Source organism: Lentzea sokolovensis (assembly GCF_033949975.1).
GTDB lineage: Bacteria > Actinomycetota > Actinomycetes > Mycobacteriales > Pseudonocardiaceae > Lentzea > Lentzea sokolovensis.
Window position 1 is genome coordinate 323,446 of sequence record NZ_JAXAVU010000009.1, and the last position, 17,008, is coordinate 340,453.

14 protein-coding genes are annotated in these 17,008 nt (G+C 67.8%); 7 read left to right on the forward strand and 7 right to left on the reverse strand.

Going from position 1 to position 17,008, the window contains the following annotated elements; translation table 11 throughout:
• Positions 1-16 precede the first annotated feature (16 nt).
• Complete coding sequence (locus SK854_RS18915; protein WP_319976414.1) at positions 17-1,024, forward strand: GDSL-type esterase/lipase family protein; 1,008 nt, start codon at positions 17-19, stop codon at positions 1,022-1,024.
• Here SK854_RS18915 and SK854_RS18920 read toward each other — a convergent pair.
• The 3 genes from SK854_RS18920 to SK854_RS18930 form a co-directional block, all read right to left on the reverse strand.
• The gene (locus SK854_RS18920; RefSeq protein ID WP_319976415.1) at positions 936-2,549 is read right to left on the reverse strand and encodes a glycosyltransferase family 87 protein; all 1,614 of its coding nucleotides are present in this window, start codon (positions 2,547-2,549) and stop codon (positions 936-938) included. The genes SK854_RS18915 and SK854_RS18920 overlap by 89 nt on opposite strands.
• Before the next feature lie 101 nt (positions 2,550-2,650).
• Positions 2,651-5,167: a transglycosylase domain-containing protein gene (locus tag SK854_RS18925; RefSeq protein ID WP_319976416.1), complete on the reverse strand. Its 2,517-nt coding sequence runs from the start codon at positions 5,165-5,167 to the stop codon at positions 2,651-2,653.
• Between the two features lie 350 nt (positions 5,168-5,517).
• Positions 5,518-5,916: a DUF5318 domain-containing protein gene (locus SK854_RS18930; protein WP_030480154.1), complete on the reverse strand. Its 399-nt coding sequence runs from the start codon at positions 5,914-5,916 to the stop codon at positions 5,518-5,520.
• A 164-nt stretch (positions 5,917-6,080) separates the two neighbouring features.
• Between SK854_RS18930 and SK854_RS18935 the strand changes: the two genes are divergently transcribed.
• Positions 6,081-6,617: a PadR family transcriptional regulator gene (locus SK854_RS18935; protein ID WP_030480153.1), complete on the forward strand. Its 537-nt coding sequence runs from the start codon at positions 6,081-6,083 to the stop codon at positions 6,615-6,617.
• Between the two features lie 31 nt (positions 6,618-6,648).
• Positions 6,649-7,734, forward strand: a complete 1,086-nt coding sequence (locus SK854_RS18940) for an inositol-3-phosphate synthase (protein ID WP_319976417.1) — start codon at positions 6,649-6,651, stop codon at positions 7,732-7,734.
• Positions 7,735-7,777: 43 nt separating this feature from the next.
• On the opposite strand, the gene SK854_RS18945 is transcribed toward SK854_RS18940, so the two are convergent.
• The 3 genes from SK854_RS18945 to SK854_RS18955 form a co-directional block, all read right to left on the reverse strand.
• Entirely contained in the window at positions 7,778-8,512 is a 735-nt protein-coding gene (locus SK854_RS18945) for an SDR family NAD(P)-dependent oxidoreductase (RefSeq protein WP_319976418.1), read from the reverse strand.
• A 65-nt stretch (positions 8,513-8,577) separates the two neighbouring features.
• Positions 8,578-9,150: a ComF family protein gene (locus SK854_RS18950; RefSeq protein ID WP_319976419.1), complete on the reverse strand. Its 573-nt coding sequence runs from the start codon at positions 9,148-9,150 to the stop codon at positions 8,578-8,580.
• 118 nt (positions 9,151-9,268) lie between these two features.
• Positions 9,269-10,162 (reverse strand): DNA-processing protein DprA, encoded by an 894-nt coding sequence (locus SK854_RS18955; protein WP_319976420.1) that lies wholly within the window; start codon positions 10,160-10,162, stop codon positions 9,269-9,271.
• 100 nt (positions 10,163-10,262) lie between these two features.
• Between SK854_RS18955 and SK854_RS18960 the strand changes: the two genes are divergently transcribed.
• Positions 10,263-10,844, forward strand: a complete 582-nt coding sequence (locus tag SK854_RS18960) for a hypothetical protein (RefSeq protein ID WP_319976421.1) — start codon at positions 10,263-10,265, stop codon at positions 10,842-10,844.
• Here SK854_RS18960 and SK854_RS18965 read toward each other — a convergent pair.
• A complete protein-coding gene (locus SK854_RS18965) occupies positions 10,793-11,419 on the reverse strand; it encodes an HAD family hydrolase (protein WP_319976422.1) in 627 nt (208 codons plus the stop codon). The genes SK854_RS18960 and SK854_RS18965 overlap by 52 nt on opposite strands.
• A gap of 67 nt (positions 11,420-11,486) precedes the next feature.
• On the opposite strand from SK854_RS18965, the gene SK854_RS18970 reads away from it, so the two are divergent.
• The 3 genes from SK854_RS18970 (at position 11,487) to SK854_RS18980 (ending at position 16,965) form a co-directional block, all read left to right on the forward strand.
• The gene (locus SK854_RS18970) at positions 11,487-12,653 is read left to right on the forward strand and encodes an MFS transporter (protein WP_319976423.1); all 1,167 of its coding nucleotides are present in this window, start codon (positions 11,487-11,489) and stop codon (positions 12,651-12,653) included.
• A gap of 64 nt (positions 12,654-12,717) precedes the next feature.
• Positions 12,718-14,745 (forward strand): PhoX family protein, encoded by a 2,028-nt coding sequence (locus SK854_RS18975; protein WP_319976424.1) that lies wholly within the window; start codon positions 12,718-12,720, stop codon positions 14,743-14,745.
• Positions 14,746-14,874: 129 nt separating this feature from the next.
• Positions 14,875-16,965, forward strand: coding sequence for a PhoX family protein (locus SK854_RS18980; RefSeq protein WP_319976425.1), 2,091 nt, complete (start codon positions 14,875-14,877; stop codon positions 16,963-16,965).
• Positions 16,966-17,008: the final 43 nt, after the last annotated feature.

Sequence of the window (17,008 nt, forward strand, 5' to 3'; positions counted from 1 at the left end):
GCCGCAGACTTCACCCGTGAGGGTGATCATCGTGCTGGCGTTGCTGCTGGCCTGCGGTGCTTCCGGCGTGCCCGCGCGCTCGGAGGTGATCCGCTGGCTGCCCGTGTGGCAGGCCGTGCCGACGCTGTCGAGTTCGGTGCCGGACCAGAGCGTGCGCACGACCGTCGACCTCGCGGCGGGCGGCACGTCGGTCCGGGTGCGGCTGTCGAACCTGATGGGCATCAAACCGGTCCGCGTCGAGCAGGTCACCGTCACCGCTGACGGCGAGACGCGGCAGCTCACGTTCGGCAGGTCCCGTTCCGTCACGATCAGGGCCCGCGACGACGTCTACAGCGACGCCGTGCAGCTCAAGGTCACCAAGACGCTCGACATCAGCACGTACTCCCCCGCCGGCACGCCGTGTCAGGCGCGCGCCCATCGCACGATCACGTCGACGCGCGAGCAGATCTGCCTCGTCTCCGCGGTCGAGGTCGCGGGCTTCACCGCGCCGGGTGCGGTGGTGATGTTCGGCGACTCGATCACCGAAGGCTTCTACGAGAACACCTGGCCGTCGCAGGTCGAGACCGACTACGCGGTGCTGAACGCGGGCATCAACGGCAACGGCGTGGTGCTGGGCAACGCGCCGATGGTCACCCGTGTGCACCGGGACGTCCTGTACAGCAAGGAAGTGCGCAAGGTCGTGCTGCTGGGCGGCATCAACGACATCCAGAGCGGCGTCAGCGCCGAGAACGTCATCGCCGGCATCCGCACCGTTCAGTCGCGGTGCCAGAACCAGGGCGTGGAGTTCCACGTCGGCACCATCACGCCGTGGCACGGCTGGTACACGTGGACCGAGGAGAAGGAGCAGCAGCGGCAGAAGGTGAACGCGTGGATCCGCGCCACCTTCCCCGCCGCGATCGACTTCGACGAGGCCGTGCGCGACCCCGCCGATCCGCTCAGACTGCGTCCGGAGTTCGACTCCGGTGATCATCTGCATCCGAACGGGACCGCATTCGGTGCGATGGCTCGCCTCGTGCGGGTCTGACGATCTGCCGGTCCGGCGCATCGGCCAGGACGCCCGCCAACGGGTCGTCGCCCGCCAACCGCACGAGGTCGCGCTCCGGGTGGTAGATCTCCTTCAGGATGATCACGCACAACGTGATGACAGCCGCGTCCCGCAACAGCACCGCGCCGAGGAACCAGTCGATCGGCAGTCCCTTGTTGTCCGTGCCGAGGTAGAAGTACATGCGCGGCACCCACACCAGCGCGTCGACCGCCATCCACGCCAGCAGCAGCTTCCAGCGCGGCAACGCCAGCACGGCCAGCGGCACCAGCCACAGCGAGTACTGCGGGCTCCACACCTTGTTCGTCAGCAGGAACGCCGCCACGACCAGGAACCCGAGTTGCGCGAGCCTCGGCCTCGTCGGCGCCGAGAGGGTCACGTAGGCGATGCCGGCGCAGCAGACGAGGAACAGCACCGAGCTGACCGTGTTGAGGACCGTCGGCGGTTGTCCCTGCGTCAGTCCCGGGTCGAAGCCCTGCCAGCCCGTCCACTGGACGAGCACGTTGTAGAGCGTGTCCGGGTCGGCGTTGCGTTCGGTGTTGAGGCGGAAGAACTCCCTCCACCCCGTCTGCGAGGCCGGGTTCAAGGCGATCGGCGCGTTGACGAGCGCCCATGCGCCTATGGCGGCCGCGGTGGCGGTGAGCCCCGCCTTGATCCTGTTGGACCGCCAGCACAACAACAGCAACGGCCCGAGAAGGAACAACGGATAGAGCTTTGCCGCGCCACCGAGCCCCAGCAGCACGCCGGCGAGCGCGGGTTTCTTCCGCGCCCACGCCAGCAGGCCGGCCGTCGCGAACGCCGTCGCGATCGTGTCGAAGTTCGTGAACGCGTGGACGACGACCAGCGGCGACACCGCGACGATCGCCGCGTCCCAAGTCCGGCGCCGGGCGATCCTGGCCACCGAGAACACGGTCACCAGCCACGCCACGGCCAGCCAGAACGCGGTGACGTCGAAGAACACGATCACCGTCATCGGCAGCCCGGGGACGAGCGCCACGAGCCCCTGCGCCACCCGCGCGTTGAGCCACATGAACAAGCCCGTGACCACCGGGTACTCCATGTACCGGACGTGCTCGGTCGGCTTGCCCTCGTCGTCCTTCCACGAGGTGATGTACGGGAAGGCACCGCGCTGGTCGAGCCGTTCCGCGGTGTAGAGCGGCACCGTGTCGGAGTAGCAGAGGGCGGTGAACTGCTTGCTGCCCCGCCAGTCGAGCTGCACGACGCCCTTGTCGTCCGTGTACTGCTGGACGCAGGGCGACTTCTGCACCCACCCCAGCAGCAACGTGACCACGGCGAGCATCAGGATCACCCGCAGCGCCGTCCAGAAGTAGTTCCGGCCGATCTGCGCGTGCTCGCCGAGGGGACCGCCGAACGGTCTGCTCAGGCCGCGTGCGAGCGACTCGGTCCACGTGGGGGCGACGCGCTCTTCGTGAGTGAGCGAGTCGGTTTCCTCGGAGAGGTCCTTCTCGGGGGCCTCGGCGGGAAGCTCGGCAGGGCTGCTGGGCACGTCGCGGATGTTACGGCCAAGACCGTTTCGCCGTGGTCAACATCCCAGGTACCGCACAAAGCGAAGGGGCCCGGTGCACGTGCACCGGGCCCCTTCGCGGGTCAGCCGTCTCCTGGACTACCGCCTCTGGGGCGGCCGCTGGTGGACGGATCGGGATCGTCGGACGGATCGGGGCAGCTGATGCCGGGGATGCAACCGGGGTTCTGAGGCTTCGTCTGCGACGGCTTGGTCGGCTCCGAAGTCTGCGACGGCTGGTTGTTGCTCGGCGGGTTGTTGCTGCTCGGCGGCGGCGACGGCGGGTCGGACTTGCGCGGCGGGTTGAAGTTGCCCAGCGGGACCGGCTTCGCGAACGGCTCCTTCTGCGCGCCCGCGAGTGCCGCGTCCATGAACTTCTTCCACATCAGACCAGGCAGGCCACTACCGAAGATGGGGTTGCCCTGCTTGTTCTTGATGGCCACGTTGCCCTGGTCCTTGCCGACCCACACGGAGGTGGACAGCTGCGGCGTGTAGCCGACCATCCAGGCCTTCGAGTTCTGGTCGACGCTGCCGGGGAGCTCGTGCGTACCGGTCTTGCCGGCGCACGGGCGGCCGCTGGCGCACGCGATCGGCCCTGACGGGATGTCCTTCAACGTCTCGGTGACGTTGTCCGCGATGTCGCGGCTCTTCGTCTCGACCGGGTCGAACGCCGGCACCGGCTGGTCGACGTGCTGGTAGAGGACATCACCGGTGGGGCCGACGATCTTCGTGACGAAGAACGGAGCCCGGTACACGCCGCGAGCCGCGAACGTCGCGAACGCCGAGGCCATGTCGAACGGCCGCACCTGGGCGCTGTCGGCACCGATGGAGATACCGGCGGTGGGCGGGTTGCCGCCCTCACCGACCAGGGTCTGCTTCTCCTGGCCGCCGACCCGGACGACCTTCGGGATGCCGGCCGCGTGCGCCGCGTCCGCCACGGCCTTCGTGCCCGTGCCCTCGGGGCCCGCCACCATGTCGTAGAACACGGTGTTGAGGGACTCCTTCATGGCCTGCTTGATCGGGCACTGCTTGCCGCACGTGCTGTTGCCGGCGTTGCGGATCTCGACGCCGGCGATCTTGCGCGGCGTGGCGTCGTAGGTGTCGCCGATGCCCTTGCCCATCTTCAGGGCTGCCACCAGGTCGAACGGCTTGAACGACGAGCCGGCCTCCTGGATCGTGCCCTTGGCGTAGTCGATGCCCTTGAGGCCGTCCTTGCCGGGGTAGTAGGCCTTGACGGCGCCGGACTGCGGTTCGATCGCGCTGAGCGACGTCCGCAGGTCGGCGTCCTGGCCGTCCATCACGGAGTTCACGGCGTCGACCGCGGCCTGCTGCATCTTCGGGTCGATCGTCGTGTGGACGGTGACGCCGACCTTCTGCGCCTTCTCCATCGTGAGGCCGACGAGTTCGCTGTCGATCTCGTTCTGGATCTGCTGGCTCACGCGGGCGAGCGGTCCGTCGAGGCTCGCGGGCTGCGTCTGCTCGAACGGCAGCGGATTCGGGTACTGACGGGCGTCGTAGTCCGCCTGGCTGATCCACCCCTTCTCGCGCATCTGCTTCATCACGAATTCCCAGCGGCTCTTCGCGTGCTCCTCGTCCTCCGACCAGGAGGGGATCTGGATCATGCCCGCGATGAAAGCGGCCTCGGAAGGAGTGAGGTCCTTCATCTGCTTGTTGTAGTAGACCTGCGCAGCGGCCTTCATGCCGTTCGCGCCACGACCGAAGTACACCGTGTTCATGTACGCGGTGAGGATCGTGTTGTGGTCCGACTCGTTGCTCATCTTGTAGGCCTTGACGAGCTCGGTGAACTTGCGAGTCAGCGTCGGGGCCTCGTTGTTGGTGGCCTTCTTGATGTACTGCTGAGTCAGACCGGAACCACCGGAGCTGCCGCCGGTCGCCTGGATCCAGACGGCCCGGACGATGGCCTTCGCGTCGAAGCCGGGGTTGTCGTAGAAGTTCGCGTCCTCCGCGGCCATGACGGCCTGCTTGACGGTGTCCGGGAGCTCCTCGTACGTGAGCAGTGTGCGGTTCTCACCGGGTGAGGTGATCTTGCCCATCTCGGTGTCGTCCGAGTAGAGCAGCGTGACCGTCTTGTCCTGCTTGGCCGCGATGTCGCTCGGCCGAGGCCAGTCGACCAGCGGGTACGTGACCGCGATGGCGATCACCGGGCCGAGGATCATCAGGCCGATCGCGACGAACGCGCCAATTCGGATGCGCTTCCAGATCTTCTTCTTGCGCAGACGACGCTCCTCCTCTTCGGTGAGCTCCGGCTCGTCGTCGTAGTACTCGTCGTCATCGTCGGCGACACCGGCCATGAGGAACTCGTCGTCCGGCTCGCGGTGCGTGATGAGCTCGGGCTCGCGCTGCGTCGGCCGGTTGACCGGCGGCATCTGCGTGGTGCGTTCCTCACCGGGGTTGCGCGGGGGCACGCCGGGGCGACCGGGACCACCAGGGCCGCCCTGAGGGCCGCCGGGTCCGCCAGGTCCACCGGGGCGACGGCCACCGGGAGGCGGCGCGATCGGCATCCCGCCCGGAGGCGTCGGAGGACGGCCACCCGGACCACCGGGGCCGCCCTGAGGGCCACCAGGACCGCCGGGGCCGTTCATCCCGGGTCCCGGCGGACGCCCCTGAGCGCCTGGAGGCACACCAGGACCGCCCTGCGGACCGCCTGGTCCGTTCGGGCGGCGTGGGGGCTGTTGCTGTGGGAAACCACCAGGTGGCGTGCCACCCTGGGGAGGGCGCGCGAAACCGCCGGGTGGAGTCCCCGGTCGTGGCTGATTCGGGACATCGCGCCTCGTGCCGCCGCCGTCCGGGTCGTCCCCGGTCGGCCACTGCGGCTCGCCTCCGCGCTGCCGGTCATCATGCTGGTCGTTCACGTGAAAAGGCCTCCCAGACCGGCGTGCATCAGCACACGGTTCGGTGGTCGTACTTCATTCGGAGCAGTGTCACCTGTGGGTCATTCCGCCGCAGTCCTCCTGCGTGGTTTTTCCAGCCCACGCTTCCCCAGGACGTATGACTGCACCAGGTGGTTCCAACTGCACGTGCGACAAACTTCAACTAGGTACACGGAGAACTCGTCGAAGAGGTTCGCCATCTTCACCAGTTCTTCAGGCGTGCGTGCCGAGCCGGCCGCGTGCTTGAGCTCGTCACCGTAGACCCACGACACGTGAGTGAGCGGTTCCTTGCGACACACGGGGCAGGGCACGTCGGTCGCCGTCCCGTGGAACTTCGCAGCTCGCAGCAGGTACGGGTTCGCGTCGCAGACCTCCATGGTGCCCGTGCGACCGGCATAGACCTCCGCCAGCAGCGCACGCCGCTGCAGCGAATAGTCCACCACCTGCCGTTGGGTCAACACGTGACCAGAGTACGTGCCGACCGCTTTCCGATGATGGGCCGTTCAGGGCAGCGAGGTCCGGCGCGGTATCACGGTGTGCCACATCCCACAGTTGCGAGGAGCCATCGATGTATCGAGCCGATATAATCGCCTCACCTATCGGTGCAGGTGCGAGGAGGTGACTCGTGTTCGAGTTCGCGCTGCTCGGCCTGCTGCACGAGGCGCCCATGCACGGCTACGAGCTGCGCAAGCGCTTGCATGACCTGCTCGGAGCGTTTCGAGCGTTCTCGTACGGATCGCTGTACCCAACACTGCGGCGACTCCAACGTGCGGGCCTGATCGTGGAGGAGGGGCCGGAGGAGTCGGCTCTTTCTTGGGGACGCCGGGCACGCAAGGTCTACAAGCTGACTCCCGAGGGCAAGGAGCGGTTCGCCGACCTCCTGGCCAACGCGGGTCCGCAGACCTGGGACGACGACTCGTTCGGGGTCCACCTGGCGTTCTTCTCGCGCACGCCGGCCGACGTCAGGATGCGCATCCTGGAAGGCCGTCGGCGGTGTGTCGAAGAACGCAGGGAGGGGCTCCGCGAGCGGCTCACGCGCACGGGTGAGCAGATCGACCGCTACACCCGTGAGCTGCACAGCCAAGGCCTGGAAAGCACGGAGCGCGAGGTGCGGTGGCTCAACGAGCTCATCGCGCACGAGAAGTCCGAGCAGGACGAGTAGCGATTCACTGTTGATCAAGGAGGACTCGGCAATGGGCGAAAACCGCCGCACCGTTCGAGTGGCCATCGTCGGGGTGGGCAACTGCGCGGCGTCGCTGGTGCAGGGCGTCCACTACTACCGTGACGCCGACCCGAACACCCGCGTGCCCGGTCTGATGCACGTGCAGTTCGGCGACTACCACGTGCGCGATGTCGAGTTCGTCGCAGCGTTCGACGTCGACGCGAAGAAGGTCGGTGTCGACCTCTCGGAGGCCATCGGGGCCAGCGAGAACAACACGATCAAGATCGCGGACGTGCCGCCGCTCGGCGTCGTCGTCCAGCGGGGTCACACCTTCGACGGTCTCGGGAAGTTCTACCGGGAGACGATCGAGGAGTCCGACGCCGAGCCGGTCGACGTGGTCGCGGCGCTGCGCGAGGCCGAGGTCGACGTGCTGGTCTCGTACCTGCCGGTCGGTTCGGAGGACGCGGACCGCTTTTACGCCCAGGCCGCGATCGACGCCGGTGTGGCGTTCGTCAACGCCCTGCCCGTCTTCATCGCGTCGGACCCGGAGTGGGCGGAGAAGTTCCGCGCCGCCGGCGTCCCGATCGTGGGTGACGACATCAAGTCCCAGGTCGGCGCCACCATCACGCACCGCGTGCTGGCGAAGCTCTTCGAGGACCGCGGCGTCCAGCTCGACCGCACCATGCAGCTGAACGTCGGCGGCAACATGGACTTCCTGAACATGAAGGAACTGGAGCGCCTGGAGTCCAAGAAGGTCTCCAAGACCCAGGCCGTCACGTCCCAGGTGGACCGCGAGATGGGCAAGCGCAACGTCCACATCGGCCCGTCCGACTACGTGGCGTGGCTCGACGACCGCAAGTGGGCCTACGTGCGCCTCGAGGGTCGCGCGTTCGGCGACGTGCCGCTGAACCTCGAGTACAAGCTGGAGGTCTGGGACTCCCCGAACTCCGCGGGCATCATCATCGACGCCGTGCGCGCGGCGAAGATCGCCCTCGACCGGGGCATCGGCGGCCCGATCCTCTCGGCGTCGTCGTACTTCATGAAGTCCCCGCCCGTGCAGTACTCGGACTCCGAGGCGCACGAGGCCGTCGAGAAGTTCATTCGCGGCGAGGTCTGATGCGGTGAAGGGCCGCTCTCCTCGCGAGGGCGGCCCTTCTCGTTCAGCGCTTCGAGAGCCGCAGCTTCTGCCAGCTGCCGTCCGCGGTCCACCCACCGTCGACGGGCAGTGCGACACCGTTGATGTACCGCGCGTTGTCGCCGGCCAGGAACCGCACCGCCTGCGCGATGTCGTCCGGCGCGGCGAACCTGTTCATCGGCACGTGGTCGGTGATGTCGTCGTCGACGTAGTACCCGCCGGCCTGCGACTCGACGTCCATCTCGGTCTTGACCCAGCCGGGACACACGGCGTTGACCCTGATCCCCCGCCCGCCCCACTCGACGGCGAGCGTGCGCGTCAACCCGATCAGCCCGTGCTTGGTCGTGTTGTACGCCGCCCGGTCCGCCACACCCTGCAGCCCGGCGACACTCGCGATGTTGACGACACTGCCGCTGCCCTGGCCGAGCATGACCCTGCCCAGCGCCTGCGTGAGCAGGAACGGCCCGGTCAGGTTGACCGCCATGATTCGTTCCCACTGTTCGAGGCTCGTGTCCTCGAACGGCACGATGCCGGCGATCCCGGCGTTGTTGACCAACACGTCCACGCGCCCGTAGGTGCTGGTCACGTGATCGGTCAGGCGCTGGACGTCCGCGGCGCTGGCGACGTTGCCGACGATCCCGTCCTCGCTCTCCTGCAGGTCGAAGCCGACGACGGCGAACCCGTCCTCGCGCAGCACGTCCGCGATCCGCAGACCCATGCCCTGCGCGGTGCCGGTGACCACAGCAACTCGTTGCGTCATGCCCGCGACGCTAGAGACAGTTCAGCCGCGGCGGGAGTCACCCGTGCACGATCTGGTGCTCAGCATCAGTCCTGCTGACAGAGACAGCAGAAGTCCCAGTCGAACCTGCCGGACGGCTCCACGTCGACCCGTCGGCCGATGACCAATCCCACGACCCGCGCCGCTCCTGCCCGCCTGAGAGCGATCGCTGATGACTGCAGGCTTGCACCGGACGTCCACTGATCATCGATGAGCAGCACGCGCTTGCCCGTCACATCGACCTGGACGGTGTACTCGTCCGGTCGAAGCTGCCGGCTGTTGGAGCTCGAGGTGGTGAGCACCTCGGCGAACTGATGTCTCGTGATGTTGAGGCGCCGACTGAGGATGTCGATCAACGGGTGGGTGGTCGTACGTTGTCTCGTGCCGGGTACGACCGTGACGATGTCGAACTCTCCGAGACACCGACGATGCTTCGCCAGGAACGTCGCGAGCACGTACGCCAGCTCGTCGGTGAACTGCTTGCGCATTTCGGGGCGTTCGCCGTACTTGTACTTCGCCAGCACGCGAGCCAGCTGCCCGCCTCTGCCCGCCATCGATATGATCACGACGTCGTCGGCCAGCTCCGCGCCGAACTCGCGGAAATGACTGTTGCACTGCAAGCAGCGCAGGTAGCCATCAGTCCGGCGAAAGCAGGTTGCGCACACGTTCGGTCCCCGATCGGGCGGCGCGACCAGAATGTTCAAATACCGCTCGAGAACGCGGCTGAGCGGGCTCACGTCAGAGGTCGATCAGGTCCGGGACTCCGGCGTGCAGCTCGTCCAGCACGCGCAGCAGGTGGTCGGGACCTTCCAGAACAGTGGTGTTCGGTCGCTCGGACATCTCACGGCCCCACGAAGTGCCGGACACGACCTCGGGCAACAGGAAGACGTGCCGGCCGTGCTCCAGTGCGAGCCGTGCCTGGATCCGGGTGCCGCTGTGCTCGCCCGCTTCCACGACGACAGTCGCGACGCTGCAGCCGCTCATGATGGCGTTGCGCATCGGAAAGTGGTGCTTGGCGGGGGCGGCGTCCGGCCAGAACTGGGAAAGCACTGCTCCCGTCCTGGAGATCTCCTGCTGGAGGTCCGCGTTCTCCGCCGGGTAGCAGTGACGCAGACCGGTGCCGATCACGGACACCGTCCGGCCTCCGGCGTCCACGACAGCACGATGCGCGGCTGTGTCGACGCCTGCCGCGAGGCCGCTGAAGACCGTGATGTCGTGCTTGGTCAGCGTTGTCGCGATCTCGCGCGTGATGTGCAGTCCTCGCGCGCTCGCGTGCCTGCTGCCGACGACGGCGACGCCGAACTGGTCAGCGGGGTCGAGGAAACCCTTGCACGTCAGGAAAGGCGGCCGCTGGTGCACCATGAGCAGCTGGACCGGGTATTGCTCGTCCAGCACCGTCACGAGGTGGATGCCCTCGTCCTCCCAGGACCCGATCTCCTTCTCGACGAGTTCCAGGCGACCCGCCACGTCAGGAGCGATGTGGTCCAGCGTGGGTTGGTCGGGGGTGAGCAGCGACTCGAGCACGGACAGGGCGGAACCCGCGTCCTCCACGGCGCTCGTGACGTCGGCCCAGCCACGCTCGCTGTCGCGCAGTGCGAGCAGGAGCGCCGCCTGTTCACGCCGGTTCACCACCGTCACATCCTATCGAACGCAGGTTCGACGAGCCGGGTCGAACCGCCTGAAAGTGGGCGAGTCTAGCTGGGAAAGCAGCGATCGCCGCTAGGTTCGGCCGGTGCGCACCCTGCTCGTCGCCGTCCCCGGCCTGATCCTCGCCGGCATCGGCCTGACCCACCCGCACCACCTCGACGCGTCGACCGCCCAGTGGTGGCGGGACATGCACGTCATCCTCGCGGTGGTCTTCCCGCTCCTCGGTGCCGCGCAATGGGTTCTGCTCGACGGCAGCCCGCGCTACGTCCGCTACCCGGCCCGCGCGGCGACGTTCGGCTACGTCGTCTTCTACGGCGCCCTCGACGCGCTGGCGGGCATCGGCGGAGGTGCCATGACGCTGGCCAATGGCGGGCGGACCAGTGCGGACGCGCCGCTGTTCAAGATCGGCAACCAGCTCGGAACCGTGGGTGCGTGGTGCTTCTTCGCCGCCAGTCTCGCGATCGCGGTGTGCGCGCTGATCGACCACCGGCTGAAGGCGCTGCCGGGCGCGGTCTTCCTGATGCTGGGCAGCTACCTCTTCCTCAGCAGCCACATCTACTGGCCGAAGGGCGTCGTCGCCTGCACCTGCCTCGCCATCGGCATGGCCGCGATCAGCTACGCGAGCGCGTCCGGCAGGTCGGCGACCGAGGACAGCACCCGCACCTGAGCCAGCACGTCCGCGGCAGGTGGGAAGTGCGGGTTCGGCACGGCCAGCACGGTCATCCCCGCTGCCAGCGCGGCCTTCAGACCGTTGGTCGAGTCCTCGACGGCGTAGCAGAGAGCGGGGTCGACACCGAGTTGTGCGGCTGCCGCCAGGTAGACGTCGGGCGCGGGCTTGCCGGAGGCGCACGACTCCGACGACACGGCAACCGGCACGTCCAGGCCGGTCGCGTCCAGGAACGCCCTGATCAGCACGGCCGGCGCGGACGACGCGATCGCGACCTGGAACCGTGACGAGACGAGACGGACCGTCTCGTCGGCGCCCGGGATGAGCGGGAGATGCGCGGCGTAGGCCTTCTCCATCTCGGCGATCACGCCGGCGGACGCCTCGGCCGCGGTCAGCCGCACGCCCAGCGAGACCAGGTACGCGCCCCACTCCGGCGTCGACATCCCCTGCATGGCCCGGGTCGCCTCAGCGGTCCACGTGCCGCCGTGGGCGGCGGCGAACGACCGGCGCACCTCGTCCCACACCTGCTCGGAGTCGATCAGCACGCCGTCGAGGTCGAAGATCACCGCATCCACGCCACGAACCGTACCCTGTGGCCCACGATACTTCGCTATGCTAAGCAAAATCAGTTAGGATAGCTAAGTGAATTTCAAGGCTCAGCCCAAACAGGTGTGGATCACCGCGTTCGCCGCGGTCATCGCATTCATGGGGATCGGGCTCGTGGACCCGATCCTGCTGTCCATCGCAGAGGGTCTGCACGCAACACCCGCGCAGGTCACCCTCCTGTTCTCCTCCTACCTCGGCGTCCAGGTCGTGGCGATGCTCTTCACGGGCGCGGCGACGGCGCGGTTCGGGGCCAAGCGCACGCTCGTGGGAGGCCTCGCGCTGATCGTCGTGGCGACGCTCGCCTGTTCCGCGGCGGGGAGCATCGGCCAGCTCGTCGGACTGCGGGCCGTGTGGGGGCTCGGCAACGCGTTCTTCATCGCCACCGCGCTCAGCGTCATCGTCGGCGCTGCCAGCGGCGGGCAGAAGGCCGCGATCCTGCTCTACGAGGCCGCGCTCGGTCTCGGTCTGAGCGTCGGGCCGCTCCTCGGCGCGTTGCTCGGCAGCTTCTCGTGGCGTGGGCCGTTCCTCGGGACGGCGGTCCTGATGGCGGCGGCATTGATCCTTTGTGCAACGTTCCTGGCCAAGGACTCGCACGTCGAACGTCCGAGGATCGGCCTGCTCGACCCGCTCAAGGCGCTGCGGAACCCGACCCTGCTGCGCACCTCGATCGGAGCGGCGCTCTACACGGCCGCGTTCTTCACAGTTCTCGCCTGGTCGCCGTTCGTCCTGCAATGGGGTGCCGTCGAGATCGGACTGATCTTCTTCGGCTGGGGCGTGTGCGTCGCCGTGTCGAGCGTCTTCCTCGCGCCGAGGCTCGCTGACCGGGTCGGCGAGAAGGCCGCAATCATCGGATCCGTGCTGGCCTTCGCCGTCCTGATGCTGCTGATGGCGGTGCCCGCCAAGCCTCTGCTGGTGGTCGCGGTCGTCCTGAGTGGCCTGGTGAGCGGCCTGCTCAACACGTTGTTCACCGGTACCGCGATGAGCGTCAGCGACGCGCCGCGGCCGGTCGCCAGTGCCGGGTACAACTTCCTGCGGTGGCTCGGCGGCGCGCTGGCCGCGACGTTCGTGAGCCACCTGGCCCAGCCGTTCGTCGTCGCCGCGGTCCTTTGCCTCGTGGCCGCCGCACTGCTGACGTTCAACCGGACGGACACAAGGGACGTTCCGTCCGAAGCTGTCCTCGCGGGTGAACAACTTGTGGGTTAACAAAGCATGAACGGAAGCCTACGGTCGGTGCTGGTTCCCGCACCGACCGTAGGAGGCCACCACAATGATCCCTCTGCCACTCGTCAACCACCGCGTCGGCAGAGCGGCGGTGACATGCGAGTACCGCTGCGGGGACGCGTGCTTCCACGAGGTCCCGAACACCTCGGACAACCCGTACTTCGGTGACCTGGTCAGCCGCCGCACCGCGCTCAAGGCCGGTGCGGTCGTCGCGGCCGCGGCCACCATCGCCGCACCCGCGACGGCAGCGGCTGCCGCGGAACCCGAAGCGAAGTCCCAGGGCCGCCCACCCAGGGGACTCGACTTCAAGCCCGTCGCGGTCAACACCAAGGACGAGGTCGTCGTCCCCGAGGGGTACGAGCAGGGGATCGTGATCCGCTGGGGCGACCCGCTCTTCCCCGGCGTCCCCGAGTTCGACTTCGACGACCAGACCGCCGCGAAGCAGGAGAAGCAGTTCGGCTTCAACTGCGACTTCGCCGCCATCCTGCCGCTGGACCCGCTGGAGCTCAGCGGGATCATGGTCACGAACCACGAGTACACCAGCGAGCCGTTCATGTTCCGCGGCTACGACGCGAACAACCCCACCGAGGAGCAGGTGAAGATCGGCTGGGCCGCCCACGGCCTCTCGGTCTTCATGATCAAGCGCTCGCTGTTCTCCGGCCACTACCGGCCGCGGTTCAGCAAGTACAACCGCCGCATCACCCTCAACACCCCGTTCGAGGTGCGCGGTCCGGCGGCCGGCAGCGACCTGCTGAAGACCTCCGTCGACCCCACCGGCAAGAAGGTCTTCGGCACGATCAACAACTGCGCCGGCGGCGTCACGCCGTGGGGCACGATCCTGTCCGGCGAGGAGAACTTCAACCAGTACTTCGGCAACGCCGCGACCCGCAACGACCCGAGGCTCACGAGGTACGGCGTCACCGGCACCGCGACCACGCGCAAGTGGGAGCGCTTCGACAAGCGCTGGGACCTGGCGCAGGAACCCAACGAGGTCAACAGGTTCGGCTGGGTCATCGAGCTCGACCCGCACGACCCGGACTCCACGCCGGTCAAGCACACGCACCTCGGCCGCTTCAAGCACGAGACCGCGAACATCCGCGTCGCCGACGACGGCCGCATCGTCGCCTACTCCGGTGACGACGAGCGGTTCGAGTACATCTACAAGTTCATCTCCAACGGGAAGATGAAGCGCGGCAACAGCAAGGCCGCGCGCCGCCACAACATGACGCTCCTCGACGACGGCACGCTCTACGTGGGCCGCTTCAAGGGCGACAGCCCGGTGAGCGAGATCGACGGCACCGGAAAGCTGCCCAGCGACGGCAAGTTCGACGGCACCGGCGAGTGGATCCCGTTGGCGGCGGGCAAGAAGTCGTTCGTGCCGGGCATGACGGCCGAAGAGGTCTACGTCTTCACGCGCATCGCCGCGGACAAGGTCGGCGCCACGAAGATGGACCGCCCCGAGGACATCCAGTGCCACCCGCGCACCGGCACGGTCTACTGCGCGCTCAGCAACAACGTCGAGCGCGGCGTCACCGCCGGCAAGGAGGGCGCGACCGAGCCGAACCCGCGCGTCAACAACCGCCACGGCCAGGTGCTGGAGCTGACCGAACGCCGGGGCGACGCGCTCGCGCTGACGTTCAACTGGGGCCTGTTCCTGGTCTGCGGCTTCCCCGAGGACCCGAACACCTACTTCGGCGGCTACGACAAGACGCAGGTCAGCCCGATCTCCAGTCCGGACAACGTCGCGTTCGACCGGCACGGCAACCTGTGGATCTCCACGGACGCCGACGGCAAGCTCGACGGGCTGAACGACGGCCTCTACGGCGTGCCGCTGGAAGGCCCGGAACGCGGTCACCTCAAGCTGTTCCTCACGGTGCCGCGCGGGGGCGAGACGTGTGGCCCGGTGATCGGCGAGCGGGTGATCACCGTGTGCGTCCAGCACCCCGGCGAGGTGGACGGCGCGAGTGCCGACAAGCCCGTCTCGAACTGGCCGGACCGGGGCACGTCGAGGCCCAGGCCGTCCGTCGTGGCGGTGTGGCGCAAGGGCCATCGTCAACTGGGAGAGATCGGCTGATCACGGCGCGTGCTGTGATCGTTCGGGTGTAGTACGAGTTCGCCCGCCGTTCATCTTCTGGACGGCTGGCGAACTCGTTCGGCTCTTAGGTTCGGCCAGTTCCCACACTGACCGATCTCGGAGGCCTGCGTGTCCTCACCCACCGATCGGGGCCGTCGTCTGCTGCCCCTCCTCACGGCCGGCCACCCGCTCGGGCGGCAGGCGGTCACCTGCGAGTTCCGCTGCGGCAACGCCTGCGCGCACGAGGCGCCCAACTCGTCCGCCAACGCGTACTTCGGCGACGTCGTCAAGGAGGTCGTGAGCCGCCGCGGCATGCTGAAGGCCGGTGCGGTCGTCGCGGCCGCCGGTGCCGGCGCGCTCGCGTTCTCCGGTTCCGCCACCGCCGCTCCGGCGAACGCCGAAGCCCGCGGTCACGGCGGCGGCAACGACCCCGGCGGTCTGAACTTCGAGCCGGTGGCGCCCAACACCCTCGACCAGATCACCGTCCCGCAGGGGTTCCAGCAGGACGTCGTCATCCGCTGGGGCGACGGTGTGCTGGACGATGCGCCGAAGTTCGACTTCGACAACCAGACGCCTGAGGCGCAGGCCAAGCAGTTCGGCTTCAACAACGACTTCTGCGGTCTCGTCCCGGTGCCCGGCTACCACGACAGCTGGCTCATGGTGAGCAACCACGAGTACACGACCGAGTCGTTCATGTTCAAGGACTGGACACCGGCCACCATCACCGAGAAGCACGCCAAGATCGCGTGGGCCGCGCACGGCCTGTCGGTCGTGATGGTCGACCGTGACCCGCGCACGGGCAAGCTCTTCGTCTGCCCGGACGACAAGAAGAAGTACAACCGCCGCATCACCCTCACCACGCCGTTCGAGGTCAAGGGCCCGGCCGCCGGGTCCAAGCACCTCAAGACCTCCGCCGACCCGACGGGCCGCAAGGTCCTGGGCACGCAGAACAACTGCGCCGGTGGCGTCACACCGTGGGGCACGATCCTGTCCGGCGAGGAGAACTTCAACCAGTACTTCGCCAACGGCGGCAACGTCACGGACCCGGACACCAAGGCCAAGTTCGCCCGCTACGGCATCAGCGGCGGCGCTTCGCTGCGCCAGTGGGAGAAGTTCGACAAGCGCTTCGACCTGGCCCAGGAACCCAACGAGGCCAACCGCTTCGGCTGGATCGTCGAGATCGACCCGCTCGACAAGACGTCGACGCCGGTCAAGCACACGGCTCTCGGCCGCTTCAAGCACGAGGGCGCGAACGTCATCGTCGCCAAGGACGGCCGTGTGGTCGCGTACATGGGCGACGACGAGCGCTTCGACTACATGTACAAGTTCGTCACGGACGAGAAGATGCAGAAGGGCGACTCGAAGCGCGCCCGCGAGCACAACAAGCAGTTGCTGGACAAGGGAACGCTCTACGTCGCCAAGTTCACCGGCGACAGCCCCGCGGCTGAGATCGACGGCACCGGCAAGCTGCCGGCCGACGGTGAGTTCGACGGCTCTGGCGAGTGGATCGCGTTGGCGCACAACGACAAGTCGTTCGTGCCGGGCTTCACCGCCGAAGAGGTCTACGTCTTCACGCGCCTGGCCGCGGACAAGATGGGCGCCACGAAGATGGACCGCCCCGAGGACGTCGAGCCCTCGACGCACAACCGCCGGATCTACGCCGCGCTGACCAACAACACCGACCGCGGCAAGGCGGGCAAGGAAGGCCCGACCGAGATCAACCCGCGCAACGGCAACAAGCACGGCCACGTCCTGGAGATCGAGGAGCGCCGCAGCGACAACACGGCGCTGACGTTCTCCTGGAAGCTGCTGCTGGTCTGCGGTGACCCGAAGGACCCCGGCACGTACTTCGGCGGCTTCGACAAGTCGCAGGTCAGCGCGATCTCCTGCCCGGACAACGTCGCGTTCGACACGCACGGCAACCTGTGGATCTCCACGGACGGCAACGCACTGGCGTCCAACGACGGCCTCTTCGCGGTGCCCGTCTCCGGCAAGCGCCGCGGTCAGGTGAAGCAGTTCCTCACGGTGCCCAAGGGTGCGGAGACCTGCGGCCCGGTCATCACCGAGGACTTCGTGCTGGTGTCCGTGCAGCACCCCGGCGAGATCGACGGCGCGTCGGCGAACAACCCGCTCTCGCACTGGCCGGACGGCGGCACCTCGCAGCCGCGTCCGTCCGTCGCGGTGGTGTGGCGCAAGGACCGCAGGAAGATCTGCGACTGATCGTGTGGTCCGGCTCACTCTGATCTTGTGAACCGGTGCGGCC

Bases quoted from the DNA above. Each gene is read 5' to 3' on its own strand.
- SK854_RS18925 (WP_319976416.1), bottom strand. From the start codon at position 5,167: ATGAACGGCCCCGGCGGTCCTGGTGGCCCTCAGGGCGGCCCCGGTGGT.
- SK854_RS18945 (WP_319976418.1), bottom strand. From the start codon at position 8,512: ATGACGCAACGAGTTGCTGTGGTCACCGGCACCGCGCAGGGCATGGGT.
- SK854_RS18940 (WP_319976417.1), top strand. From the start codon at position 6,649: ATGGGCGAAAACCGCCGCACCGTTCGAGTGGCCATCGTCGGGGTGGGC.
- SK854_RS18975 (WP_319976424.1), top strand. From the start codon at position 12,718: ATGATCCCTCTGCCACTCGTCAACCACCGCGTCGGCAGAGCGGCGGTG.